Origin of the sequence: Agrobacterium sp. ST15.13.015 (assembly GCF_027871645.1) — a bacterium.
Classification (GTDB): Bacteria; Pseudomonadota; Alphaproteobacteria; order Rhizobiales; family Rhizobiaceae; genus Agrobacterium; species Agrobacterium leguminum.
Genome location: NZ_JAQAHF010000003.1, coordinates 223975 through 236946 on the forward strand (window position 1 = coordinate 223975; position 12972 = coordinate 236946).

General features: G+C 60.6%; 10 protein-coding genes. 8 read left to right on the plus strand and 2 right to left on the minus strand.

What is annotated here, in order from left to right; all coding sequences use genetic code 11:
- The first annotated feature begins 52 nt into the window (after nt 1-52).
- Genes PIB16_RS06275 through PIB16_RS06290 form a run of 4 tightly spaced genes read left to right on the plus strand, consistent with a single transcriptional unit; the run spans nt 53 to nt 4226 of the window.
- Entirely contained in the window at nt 53-880 is an 828-nt protein-coding gene (locus PIB16_RS06275) for an ABC transporter permease (protein ID WP_442866775.1), read from the plus strand.
- A 1-nt stretch (nt 881) separates the two neighbouring features.
- Nucleotides 882-1682, plus strand: a complete 801-nt coding sequence (locus PIB16_RS06280; protein ID WP_080857499.1) for an ABC transporter permease — start codon at nt 882-884, stop codon at nt 1680-1682.
- A complete protein-coding gene (locus PIB16_RS06285) occupies nt 1679-2761 on the plus strand; it encodes an ABC transporter ATP-binding protein (protein WP_078052070.1) in 1083 nt (360 codons plus the stop codon). The genes PIB16_RS06280 and PIB16_RS06285 overlap by 4 nt, the downstream gene beginning before the upstream one ends.
- 10 nt (nt 2762-2771) lie before the next feature.
- Nucleotides 2772-4226, plus strand: a complete 1455-nt coding sequence (locus PIB16_RS06290; RefSeq protein ID WP_078052069.1) for an NAD-dependent succinate-semialdehyde dehydrogenase — start codon at nt 2772-2774, stop codon at nt 4224-4226.
- Nucleotides 4227-4249: 23 nt separating this feature from the next.
- On the opposite strand, the gene PIB16_RS06295 is transcribed toward PIB16_RS06290, so the two are convergent.
- A complete protein-coding gene (locus PIB16_RS06295; RefSeq protein ID WP_065656541.1) occupies nt 4250-4864 on the minus strand; it encodes a TetR/AcrR family transcriptional regulator in 615 nt (204 codons plus the stop codon).
- Nucleotides 4865-5167: 303 nt separating this feature from the next.
- On the opposite strand from PIB16_RS06295, the gene PIB16_RS06300 reads away from it, so the two are divergent.
- The 4 genes from PIB16_RS06300 (at nt 5168) to PIB16_RS06315 (ending at nt 11311) form a co-directional block, all read left to right on the plus strand.
- Nucleotides 5168-6244 (plus strand): efflux RND transporter periplasmic adaptor subunit, encoded by a 1077-nt coding sequence (locus PIB16_RS06300; protein WP_271045223.1) that lies wholly within the window; start codon nt 5168-5170, stop codon nt 6242-6244.
- Nucleotides 6244-7329 carry an efflux RND transporter periplasmic adaptor subunit gene (locus PIB16_RS06305; RefSeq protein ID WP_271045224.1) on the plus strand — a complete coding sequence of 362 codons (1086 nt, stop codon included), beginning with the start codon at nt 6244-6246 and terminating at the stop codon, nt 7327-7329. Before PIB16_RS06300 ends, PIB16_RS06305 begins: the two co-directional genes overlap by 1 nt.
- The gene (locus PIB16_RS06310) at nt 7326-10397 is read left to right on the plus strand and encodes an efflux RND transporter permease subunit (RefSeq protein ID WP_271045225.1); all 3072 of its coding nucleotides are present in this window, start codon (nt 7326-7328) and stop codon (nt 10395-10397) included. Before PIB16_RS06305 ends, PIB16_RS06310 begins: the two co-directional genes overlap by 4 nt.
- Before the next feature lie 197 nt (nt 10398-10594).
- Nucleotides 10595-11311 (plus strand): FadR/GntR family transcriptional regulator, encoded by a 717-nt coding sequence (locus PIB16_RS06315; protein ID WP_065656538.1) that lies wholly within the window; start codon nt 10595-10597, stop codon nt 11309-11311.
- Here PIB16_RS06315 and PIB16_RS06320 read toward each other — a convergent pair.
- Nucleotides 11280-12707, minus strand: a complete 1428-nt coding sequence (locus PIB16_RS06320) for an aspartate ammonia-lyase (protein WP_271045226.1) — start codon at nt 12705-12707, stop codon at nt 11280-11282. The genes PIB16_RS06315 and PIB16_RS06320 overlap by 32 nt on opposite strands.
- Nucleotides 12708-12972: the final 265 nt, after the last annotated feature.

The window sequence follows — 12972 nt, forward strand, 5'->3', positions numbered from 1 at the left end:
GGGCATGGTCTCGCTTACCGATGAAACAGTCAGCCCGAAAGCGAAGGTGCGGATGCCTTTCCGGCCCGGCAACTTTACGGCCACCCTGCCGGCGCTTGTCCTGCTTGTCCTGTTCTTCGTCGTTCCGGTTCTGATCCTGCTGTCGCGCAGCGTCACCGAACCCGTCCTCGGATTCGGCAACTATGCCGCCCTGCTGGGAAGCTCCACCTATCTGAAGATATTCTTCAATACCTTCGCGGTGTCGGCGCTGGTAACGGTCGTGTCGCTGGCGATCGGCTTTCCCGTCGCCTGGGTGCTCGCCATCATGCCGGCGCGGCTCGCTTCCATCGTCTTTGCCATATTGCTCCTGTCGATGTGGACCAATCTTCTGGCGCGCACCTATGCGTGGATGGTGCTGTTGCAGCGCACGGGCGTGGTGAACAAGACGCTGATGGGGCTCGGCATCATCGATCAGCCTCTGGCGCTGGTCAACAATCTTACCGGGGTTACGATAGGCATGACCTATATCATGCTGCCCTTCATCATCATTCCGCTCTATGGCGTCATCCGCAAGATCGATCCGGCCATTCTTCAGGCGGCGGCCTTGTGCGGGGCGACACGCTTTCAGGCGCTGACCCGCATCCTCATTCCGCTGGCAGCGCCCGGCATGATTTCCGGCGCGCTGATGGTCTTCGTCATGTCGCTTGGGTATTTCGTCACCCCGGCGCTGCTCGGCGGTACGGCGAACATGATGCTGGCCGAACTCATTGCGCAATTCGTCCAGTCGCTCGTCAACTGGGGCATGGGCGGGGCGGCCGCACTGGTGCTGCTGGTGGTGACGCTGACGCTTTACGCCATCCAGCTCAAATTTTTCGGTGCGGCCGGGGCAGGGGGGCGCTGACATGCTTTTGAACTATAACAGCCTCGGCCTCTGGAAATGGCTGCTCCTCCTGATCACGGTGCTGACGACGGCATTTCTCATCCTGCCCATCGTTTTCATCGCAGCGCTGTCTTTCGGCTCGTCGCAATGGCTGATCTTTCCGCCGCCCGGCTGGACACTGAAATGGTATGCGGATTTCTTCGCCGATCCGCGATGGCTGGAGGCCGCCTGGACCAGCCTGCGCATCGCCCTCATGGTCACGGTGCTGTCCGTATTGATCGGTCTTGTCGCCTCCTTCGGGCTGGTGCGCGGCCGTTTCATCGGGCGTAACACGCTTCGCGCGCTGTTCATGACGCCGATGATCCTGCCTGTCGTGGTGCTGGCGGTGGCGCTTTACGCCTTTTTCCTGAAACTTGGCCTTGCCGGCACGACCGCCGGTTTCGTTATTGCCCATCTCGTCGTGGCGCTGCCCTTTTCCATTCTGGCGTTGACCGGCGCGCTCGAGGGTTTCGACAAATCGATTGAGGATGCGGCGGTGCTGTGCGGCGCAAGCCCGTTGCAGGCGAAAATCCGCATCACGCTTCCCGCCATCAGCCACGGCCTTTTTTCGGCAGCGATCTTCTCCTTCCTTACCTCCTGGGATGAGGTGGTGCTGGCGATCTTCATGGCAAGCCCGACATTGCAGACGCTGCCGGTGAAGATTTGGGCAACGCTGCGTCAGGATTTGACGCCGGTGATTGCGGCCGCCTCCACGCTTCTCATCGCGGTGACCATCATTCTCATGCTGCTTGTCGCGGCTGTGCGAAAAGGACTGAAAACATGACCAAACCGCTCCTGCAGATTCGCGGCATCCGCAAGCAATACGGACCGGTCGTCGCCGTTCAGGACGTCAATCTCGACGTGCAGCCGGGTGAGTTCATGACATTTCTCGGGCCGTCCGGTTCGGGCAAGAGCACGACGCTTTATATCCTTGCCGGTTTCGAGCAGCCGACATCGGGCGATATTCTGCTGAACGGCGAAAGCCTGCTGTCGACGCCGTCGCACAAGCGCAATATCGGCATGGTCTTCCAGCGCTACACCCTGTTTCCGCATCTGTCGGTTGGCGAGAACATCGCCTTTCCGCTGAAGGTCCGCCGCAAGAGCAAGGCGGAAATCGATGCGAAGGTGAAGGAAATGCTGCGGCTTGTCCGTCTCGAAGGTTTCGAAGACAGAAAACCGGCGCAAATGTCGGGCGGCCAGCAGCAACGTGTGGCGTTGGCGAGGGCGCTTGCCTATGACCCGCCGGTTCTGCTGATGGATGAGCCGCTGTCGGCGCTCGACAAGAAGCTGCGCGAAGAAATCCAGTTCGAAATCCGCCGTATTCACCAGCAGACGGAAGTGACGATCCTCTACGTTACCCACGATCAGGAAGAAGCCTTGCGTCTTTCCGACCGGATCGCCGTGTTTTCCAAGGGGGTAATCGACCAGATCGGCACGGGACCAGAGCTTTACGCTCACCCGGCTACCCGTTTCGTGGCTGAATTCATCGGCGACAGCGACTTCATCGCCTGCGATCTCCTCGCCGCCTCGGGCGGCAGGGCGACGGTGTCGCTCGGTCGGGATATCGTTTTCGATCACATTCCGGTGCATGGCGAAGCCGCGCCGGGAAAGAAAGCGGCGCTGATGCTGCGCCCGGAGCGGCTGCAGCTCAGCCGCAACCGGCCGGTCGCCGCTGCCGGTTTCCAGGCCACGGTCAGCGACATCACTTTCCTCGGCAACAATGTCCATGTGGTGGCTCATACCGGCTCGGGTGAGCCGCTTGCGGTGCGCCTGCCTTTCGGCCATGAGGCGATTTCCGGCCTCAGCCGTGGCGACCTCGTGCATCTCGCCTTCGATCCGGCCTCGGCGCAGGTCTTCTGTTGAGGGGTGGGCCATGAATCTGAATGATCCCACACTCTTCGGCGAGAAAGTGCCGGTGGCTGGCCGCTGGGTTGGTTGCGATGGCCGTGAAACGGCGGCGATCCGCAATCCCGCGACCGGTGAGATCGTCGGACGGGTTCCAGAACTCGGTGCGAAGGAAACGAGAGAAGCAATCGCTTCCGCCGTGATCGCCCAGAAGGAATGGGCCCGCCGCACCGCCGGCGAGCGTGCGAATATCCTGAAGGAATGGTTCCGGCTCGTCATGGAAAACCGTGACGATCTCGGCATGATATTGACGCTGGAACAGGGTAAGCCGCTGGCGGAAGCCAAAGGTGAGATCGCCTATGGTGCGAGCTTCATCGAATGGTTTGCCGAGGAGGCGCGGCGAATCCATGGTGAGACAGTGCCCGGCCACCAGCCGGATAAACGCATTCTGGTTCTTCGCCAGCCCGTGGGCGTGGTTGCGGCCATCACGCCATGGAATTTCCCCAATGCCATGATCACTCGCAAGGTCGGCCCGGCGCTGGCCGCCGGCTGTGCAGTGGTGCTGAAACCGGCGCCGCAAACGCCGTTTTCTGCCATTGCCCTTGCCATCCTTGCAGAGCGCGCCGACCTGCCGCTTGCGCTTTTCAGCATTTTGACGGGGCCAGCCGCAGAGATAGGCGGGGAGATGACGGCAAGCCCGGATATCCGCCTTCTGACCTTTACCGGCTCGACGCGTACGGGCGAACATCTTTACCGGCAATGTGCGCCGACGATCAAGAAGCTGGGGCTGGAACTCGGCGGCAATGCGCCCTTCATCGTCTTCGATGACGCCGATCTCGATGCAGCTGTCGAGGGCGCGATCCTCGCCAAATTCCGCAACAATGGTCAGACCTGCGTTTGCGCCAACCGTTTTTATGTGCAGAGCGGCGTCTATGATGCTTTCGCTGAAAATTTCGCAGGGGCCGTCGCGCAATTGAAGGTCGGTAACGGGTTGGAGGAGGCAAGCATTCTTGGGCCTCTCATCGACGCAAACGCCGTTGCCAAAGTGGAAGCCCATATTGCCGATGCGCTTTCGAAAGGCGCCGAGATCGCCACGGGCGGCAGGAGACACGCGTTGGGCGGCAATTTCTTCGAGCCGACGATCCTGCGCAATGTCGATGCCGGCATGCAGGTGGCGTGTGAGGAAACCTTCGGTCCGCTTGCGCCGCTCTTCCGCTTCGAGGATGAGGCGGATGTGATCGCGCAGGCGAACAATACCGATTTCGGTCTCGCCTCCTATTTTTATGCGCGCGATCTTTCTCGGGTCTTCCGGGTTGCCGAGGCGCTTGAATATGGCATGGTCGGCGTCAATACGGGGGCTATTTCCACCGCCGAGGCGCCTTTCGGTGGTGTCAAGATGTCTGGTCTCGGCCGGGAAGGGTCACGTCACGGCATCGAGGAATATACCGAGCTCAAATATGTCTGCATCGGTGGCGTCGGCTGAGGCCGGGCCGCGAAGAATGATGCCTATGCCAGCAGCCCACGCATGATCAGATCGAGATGAATTTTCAGGACAGCCTGTCTGTCCAGAATGCGCCGGTCGTTGAAAATCAGCCGAAACACCAATGTTCCGACCATGGGTGACATCACCACTTTGGCGAGTTCGGGAGGATTGGCCCTGAACCTTTTTTTCGCCACGCCCTCCTCGAGGACCGTATCGATGCGCGTAAAGACAGGCGCCATCAACGTGTCATGGTGCTGGTCGATGAGATCGGGAAATTTTGCGCCTTCCGCAAGGATCAGGCGGAACAGTTCCCGCATCTTCTTGTTGTCGACGAGGGAATCGAACAGGAATTCCAGCAGCAGGCGAAGCTCCTCGACCGGGTCGTCGGATGTATGCGTATAGGCATTGAACGCCTCCTGGAATGGCAGGGAGGCGTGCTTGACCATCGCTTCGAAGAGCGCCTCCTTGGTTTCGAAATAGACGTAGACCGTCCCTTTCGTCACCCCCACCCGTTCCGCGATGTCTTCCACCCGCGTCGCGGTAAATCCCCTTTTGGTGAATTCCTCGAATGCGGCATCGAGAATTTGCAACGGACGTTGTATCTTCTGTTCTGCACGTGTCAGTTTTGTTTTCGCCATGGCCCCGGATCCTTCTTTATTTTCGACGCGTGCCCTTCTGTCCGTCGCGATTGGCGGAAATGAGAGATGGGTTTGCCTATAGCACCGGCGCAAAAACCGGAACGATTTTTGTGAAGGCGCGCGCATGCTTCACTATGCCGGAACATTGCCAATGTGCCCGCAGGTATGAGCCGGACGACGAGAATGATCATTCGGGAACCCGTGCCGATACTCCGGACAGCTCCCCGATCAGCGGCATAAGAATTTCATTGACTATTCAGTCAGTCAAATATTATAGGATGAGGCGAAGATCAAGAGGTCACCATGAGAACCATTCTTATCGCGGCGGCGCTTGGCGGTATTTTCGCCCTGTCGTCCTGCAGCAATGAAGAGCCGCCCGCCGAAAAGCCGCTCCGCACCGTCGATGTGGTCGCGGCTGAAAAAAAGCCCGTTGATCGCGGCAGCGTCATCACGGGCGAAGTGAAGGCACGGGTCCAGACGGATCTGTCCTTCCGGGTCAGCGGCAAGATCACCGAGCGGCTGGTGGATGTGGGCGCACGGGTGAAGACCGGGCAATTGCTTGCCCGCATGGATCCCGAAGAGCAGAAGGCCGATCTCGATGTCGCCCTGGCCAACCTGCAATCAGCGGAAGCGCAGCAGACCCAGGCGCAATTGACGTTCGACCGTCAGCAAAGCCTTTTCAAGACGCAGGTGACCTCGCGTTCGGCGGTCGACAAGGCCCAGGAAACCCTTCTCACGACGCAAGGAGCGGTGAGATCGGCGCAGGCGCAGCTCGATACGGCGCGGGATGCCCTGTCCTATACGGAACTCAGGGCGGATGCGGATGGCGTTATCACGGCGCGCAATGTCGAAGTCGGCCAGGTGGCGCAGGCCGCCCAGCTCGTCTTCACGCTGGCGCATGACGGGCCGCGCGATGCGGTCTTCGATGTTTACGAATCCCTCTTCCTCGAGCGTGATATCGACAATCTTGTCAATGTCAGCCTCCTGTCGGACCCCGCCCGCAGCGTTGCGGCGCCGGTGCGGGAGATTTCTCCGACGATAGACCCGGACAATGGAACGATCAGGGTCAAGGTCGGCCTGAACGGCGATATGACCATGCCGCTCGGTGCGCCCGTATCCGGCCATTTCCGCTTCAAACAGGTCGATGCGATCAAGCTTCCGTGGTCGGCGATGACCTCGAAGGACGGCGTCCCCGCTGTCTGGCTGGTCGATCCGCGGTCGTCGGAAGTCGCCATGCGCCCGGTTCAGGTTGCCGATTACGAGACCGGTCAATTCGTTGTCACGGAAGGCCTCAAGCCGGGTGATCTCGTCGTCACCGTCGGGACCAAATTTCTCCGCACCGGTGAAAAGGTCGCCTATGAAAAGGGGCAGGCACAATAATGTTCAGGATAAACAGAAGCTTGTTTTTGTTGCTGCCCGCAATCGCGCTCTCATCCTGCCAGGAAAAGCAGGAGGCGGCCGCGGAAGCGCCGCGTCCGGTGCTCTCCGTTGTCGTGGAAGAAAAATCGGCCGATGCATTGCGGCTGACGGGCACGGTGGAATCGCGCATTCAGACCGATCTTGGTTTTCGCGTTCTCGGCCGCATCATCGCCCGTAATGTCGATGTGGCCGATCTGGTCAAGAAAGGCGATGTGGTTGCCTCGATTGATCCGCTGGCGCTGGAACTGGCGGTAAAAAGCGCCCAGTCCGATCTCTCCAATGCCGAGGCGCAACTCGCCAATGCGGTGACGACCGAACAGCGCCAGCGTGTGCTGGCCGAAGCTCGCAGCGGCACGGAAGCGGCACTGGAAGAGGCGGAACAGGCCACGCGCACGGCCAATGCCGCCGTTGCCAAGGCCCGCGCCAATCTTGACAAGGCAGAAGAGCAGCTGGGTTATGCGCAGCTGCGCGCCGAATTCGACGGTGTGGTGACTGCCACCTCGGGCGAAATCGGCCAGGTCGTTTCCGCCGGCCAGACGGTGGTGACCATCGCCCGCCCGGAAGTGCGGGACGTGGTGGTGGATGTTCCGCAATTTGCGGCGCAGCGGCTTGAAATCGGCTCGACCTTCGAGATTGCCCTGCAACTCGATCCGAAAATCCGCACCACCGGTGTGGTGCGCGAGATAGCGCCGGAAGCCGAAACGGCGACGCGCACACGCCGCACGAAGATCAGCCTGCAGGATGCGCCGCAGGCGTTCCGGCTCGGTTCCGTTGTCACTGCTCTCGCGCTTGCGGCCTCCGAACCGCAGATCACGCTTCCCGCATCGGCGCTGTTGAAAACCGATACCGGCTGGGGCGTCTGGATCGTTAATGCCGATGCGGCAACGGTGACCTACCGCCCGGTCACGATAGAGGGCGAGCCCACCGAGGGCGGCAGCGTGCGCATTACCGGCGGCGTCAAACCCGGCGAACGCGTTGCCAGCGCCGGCGTGCACAAGCTTAAGGATGGACAGGCCATCAGGATCGATCAGGAGGTCCGTCAGTGAAGAAATTCAATCTCTCCGACTGGGCGCTCGAACACCGTTCGCTCGTCTGGTACTTCATGCTGGTTTTCGTTCTTGCCGGCGTTTTCTCCTATCTCAACCTCGGCCGCGAGGAAGATCCGAACTTCACCATCAAGACCATGGTGATCAGCGCGCAATGGCCCGGCGCTTCCGCCGAAGAAGTGGCGCGGCAGGTGACCGACAGGATCGAGAAGAAGCTCGAGGAACTCGACAATCTCGATCATCTGCGCAGCCAGACGGTGGCCGGCCGCACGACGATCTTTGTGGAGTTGGTGCCGGAAACCAAGGCGCGCAACGTGGAGCCGACCTGGGTGCGGGTGCGCAACATGATCGGCGACATCAAGGGCGATTTCCCCTCGGGCGTTGTCGGTCCCTTCTTCAACGACCGCTTCGGCGATGTCTATGGCAATATCTACGCCTTCACCAGCGACGGTCTCAGCCAGCGGCAATTGCGCGATCTGGTGGAGGATGCGCGTGCGAAGGTGCTGACCGTCGACAATATCGGCAAGGTCGATGTCATCGGCGCACAGGATGAGACGATCTATCTGGAGTTCTCCACGCGGCAGATCGCGGCGCTCGGCATCGACCAGCAATCGATTATCAAGACGCTGCAAGCCCAGAACGCCGTCACGCAATCCGGCTTCGTCAATGCCGGGCCTGAGCGCGTGGCGCTGCGCGTCAGCGGCCAGTTCACCTCGGAAGACAGCCTGCGGTCCATCAATCTGCGGGTCAACAACCGATTCTTCCCTCTGACGGAAGTGGCGACGATCCGGCGCGGTTATGTCGATCCGCCGTCCTCGCTGTTCCGCTTTAACGGCCAGCCGGCCATCGGCCTTGCGATCGGCATGAAAACCGGCGCGAACCTGCTGCACTTCGGCGAGGCGCTGGATGCGCAGATGAAGCGGGTGGTTGCGGATCTGCCTGTTGGCGTCGATGTGCATCGCGTGTCCGATCAGCCGGCCGTGGTCGATGAGGCAGTCTCGGGCTTCACCTCGGCGCTGTTCGAGGCCATCGCCATCGTTCTCGTCATCAGCTTCATCAGCCTTGGCCTCAGGGCCGGCATGGTGGTTGCGGTTTCCATTCCGCTCGTGCTGGCGATCACCTTCGTCTACATGGAATATACCGGCATTTCCCTGCAGCGTATCTCTCTGGGCGCCCTCATCATCGCGCTCGGGCTTCTCGTCGACGATGCAATGATCGCCGTTGAGATGATGGTTGCGCGGCTTGAGGTCGGTGACGATCTCAGGAAAGCGGCGACCTATGTTTACACCTCTACCGCTTTCCCGATGCTGACCGGTACGCTGGTCACCGTTGCTGGCTTCATTCCGGTCGGTCTCAACAACAGCGCGGCGGGTGAATTCACCTTCACGCTTTTTGTGGTGATCGCCGTTTCGCTGATCGTGTCATGGATCGTCGCGGTCCTGTTCACGCCGCTGCTCGGCGTGACGATCCTGCCGAAGACGATGAAATCGCATCATGAGAAAAAGGGCCGCTTTGCCTCTGCCTTTTCCTGGCTTCTCGGCCGGGCGCTGCGCTGGCGCTGGGTGACGATCATCCTCACCATTGCGCTGTTCGGCCTTTCCGTCGGCGGCATGGGCCTTGTGCAGCAGCAGTTCTTCCCGTCATCCGACCGTGTGGAGCTGATCGTTGACTGGAACCTGCCGCAGAACAGTTCGATTGCCGAGACCAACCGGCAGATGGCGCAGTTCGAGCAGGAAATGCTGGCCAAGAATCCGGATATCGACCATTGGACAACCTATGTCGGCGAAGGCGCGCCGCGTTTCATCCTGTCCTTCGACGTGCAGACGCCGGATGTCACCTTCGGCCAGACGGTCATCGTCACCAAGGGGCTGGATGTGCGTGACAAGGTGCGCGCCGAGCTGCAGGACTATCTGAACAAGACTTTTATCGGCACCGACGCCTTCGTGAAACTGCTCGATATCGGTCCGCCGGTCGGAAAGCCGGTGCAATATCGCCTCAGCGGTCCGGATATCCAGAAGGTGCGCGAGCTCGGGCAGCAATTGTCGGGCATCGTCGGCGAACACCGGCTGCTGTCCAACATGGTCATGGACTGGAACGAGCCGACGCGCGTGGTGAAAGTGGATGTTCTGCAGGACAAGGCCCGCCAACTCGGCGTCTCGTCGGAAGACATCGCTAATGCCATGAACAGCATTGTCGAAGGCTCCACCGTCACGCAGGTGAGGGACGATATCTACCTCGTTAACGTGGTGGCGCGGGCGCAGCTTTCGGAGCGCGGCTCCATCGAGACCTTGCAGAACCTGCAATTGCCGGCAACCAACGGCAAGGCCGTGCCGCTCTCGGCAATCGCCAATTTCCGTTATGAGCTGGAGCAGCCGACCATCTGGCGTCGCGACCGGATCCCCACTGTCACCGTCAAGGCTGCCATTATCGGTCCAACGCAGCCAGCAACGATTGTGGAGCAGCTGAAGCCGAACATCGAGGCGTTCCAGAAAACGCTTCCCGTCGGCTATACGCTGGAGACGGGCGGCTCGGTGGAATCCAGCGCGGATTCGCAAGCGCCGATCGTCGCTGTCGTCCCCATGATGCTGTTTGCGATGGCGACGATCCTGATGATCCAGTTGCAGAGTTTCAGCCGGCTGTTCCTGGTCTTTGCCGTGGCGCCGACAGCCCTGATCGGCGTCGTGGTGGCGCTGCTCTTCTCCAATGCGCCGATGGGTTTCGTCGCCATTCTCGGCGTGCTGGCGCTGATCGGTATCCTGATCCGCAACTCGGTCATCCTCGTCGTGCAGATCGAGCATCTGAGAAGCGAAGGGGTCTCGGCATGGCGTGCCGTCATCGAGGCGACCGAACACCGCATGCGGCCGATCATGCTGACGGCGGCGGCGGCCACACTTGCCCTCATCCCCATCTCCCGGGAAATCTTCTGGGGTCCGATGGCCTATGCGATGATGGGCGGTATTGTGGTGGGTACGGCGCTTACCCTGCTCTTCCTGCCGGCGCTCTATGTCACGTGGTTCCGCATCTCGCGTGAGGATGAGAAGCCGGAGGCAGCGGAAATCAAGGCGTAATATCTGACGCGGAGCGAGGGTGCGGCGATACTGTACCCTCGCTCCAACAAAAATATCCGCCGTCGTTGTTCCGGCGGGCAGGATAATGTTAGGAAGGTCGGCTTGGCCGCGAGAGCGGCGGCCGTCCTTTGCATTTGGGCGGTTGTCTGGTTTTGCGTTGATATTGCGAACATATTGAGAGTGCGGAGGGTTTGAAGATGGGCGGGTTGTCGGATTGGCTGTCGGATGCGCAGCCGATCAATCGCAAGAATGCCGCAGAAGCTGTGTTCGATGATATCCGTTCCGCCATCACCTCGGGGCAGCTTGCGGTCGGCACCCGGCTGCCTTCCGAAGCCCATCTGGCCGCCCGATATGGCGTCAGCCGGCCGATCATTCGCGAGGCTTTGCGGTCGCTCCAGACCCTGGGGCTGACACAGACCCGCACCGGAAGCGGCACCTATGTGATGACGCCGACCCCGCCTTCCGAATTGAATTACGGCGCCTATTCCGCCCGCGATCTGATTGAGGCCCGCCCCTTCATCGAAGTTCCTGCGGCCGGTTGGGCGGCGTTGAGGCGAACGAATGCCCAGCTGGAAGTCCTGCTTGACCTCTGTGATCGGATGGAAGCCGAAGAAAGGCCGCATCCCTGGGTGCTGCTGGATGGGCAATTCCATTGCGCCATTGCGGAAGCTTCGGCCAACAGGCTGTTTGCCAAGGTGGTGGCCGATGCCCGTGAGGCGCTGTCCCAACAGTCAGAGATGGTCAACCTGATGGCCGGCCGACGCGTTGCCTCGAATTTCGAGCACCGCCGGATCGTCGAGGCGATCCGGCGGGGTTCAGCGCCTGAGGCGCGGGAGGCGATGGAGCTTCACCTTGGGCAGGTGAAGCAGGTGGTGACCACGATTATTGGCGAAGATCGGCTTCGCCAGCCGTGACGGCGGGCAAGTTGGCAAGGTGCCGCGGGCTCAGCGCCTGCTGCAATTGCGCATCGGTGAGATAACCGCGTTCCAGAACCACCTGCGGCACGGTGCGGCCGCTGGCAAGTGCTTCCTTCGCCACTTCGGTCGCCGCATAATAACCGATCAACGGGTTGAGCGCGGTGGCGAGACCGATGGATTCTTCCACGCGCTGCGCCATGATCGCCGGATTGGCGACGATGCCGTCGACGCAGCGTTCCGCCAGCGTGCGGCAGGCGGCGCTGAGCTGGCTGATGCTCTGTGAAAGCGCGCGCACGATGATTGGCTCGAAAGCGTTCAACTGCAACTGCCCGGCTTCAGCGGCCATGGTGATGGTGATGTCATTGCCGATCACCGCATAGGCCACCTGATTGACCACTTCCGGAATGACCGGATTGATCTTGCCTGGCATGATGCTGGAACCCGCCTGAACGGAGGGCAGGGTGATTTCGCCAATCCCGGCGCGCGGGCCGGAAGAGAGCAGGCGAAGGTCGTTGCAGGTTTTCGACAGCTTCACGGCGACGCGTTTCAGCACACCGGAGAGATGCACGAAGGCGCCGGGGTCCTGGGTGGCTTCGATGAGGTCTGCCGCCGTCACCAGAGGTCGTCCGGTCAGTTCCGCCAGATGCTGGCAGGCAAGCTCGGCATAACCACGCGGTGCATTCAGCCCGGTACCGATGGCGGTGGCGCCGAGATTGATCTCGTGCAGAAGTGCTGCGGATTCGATGAGGCGCGCCTGATCTTCTCCCAGCATCACCACGAAGGTGCGGAATTCCTGGCCGAGCGTCATCGGCACGGCGTCCTGCAATTGCGTTCGCCCGATCTTGACGAAGCCGGCAAATTCCTGCGCCTTGCGGTCGAAGGCATCCTTCAGCACGCCCATGGAAGCCGCCAGATCGTCGATCGCCTCGATCAGGCCGACATTGATCGCGGTCGGATAGGCGTCGTTGGTCGACTGGCTGAGATTGACATGGTCATTGGGGTGAAGGCGGGCATAATCGCCTTTTTCGCGTCCGAGCAGTTCGAGCGCACGGTTGGCGATGACCTCATTGGCGTTCATGTTGGTGGAAGTGCCGGCTCCGCCCTGAATTTCATCCACCACGAACTGCTCATGCAGCGCGCCGGCGCGGATTTCGCGGCAGGCCTCGGCGATGGCTTCCATGCGTTCCGTGTCGAGAAGGCCGAGCTCGTGGTTTGCGCGTGCCGCCGCCTCCTTCACATAGGCCAGTCCCCGGACGAGATAGGGGTTGTGGCCGATGGTCACCCCGGTGATCTTGAAGTTTTCCACAGCGCGTGCCGTGTGCACGCCCCAATAGACATCCGCCGGAATTTCCTTGGTCCCGAGCAAATCATGCTCCTTGCGCGTCACGCTCACTTTTTCCTCCACTGGCTTTTAAGCGTTGCTATATCTGTAAAGCTGTCTTACAGATTTTTGACCTTAATTGGGGTGGAGGAGAAGGTCAATCATATCGAATACGCTTGACGAACGGCATTATCTGCCATTATGAGGGGCGAAAATCTGTCATGCAGCTTTACAGCGCGCATGAGCATGCATGCTGGCCATATTCCAGCGCGGACTGTGCCAGTTTCATTTTCATTTCCGGCTTATCGCCGACTGCAAGCACTTTATCGGGAGGATA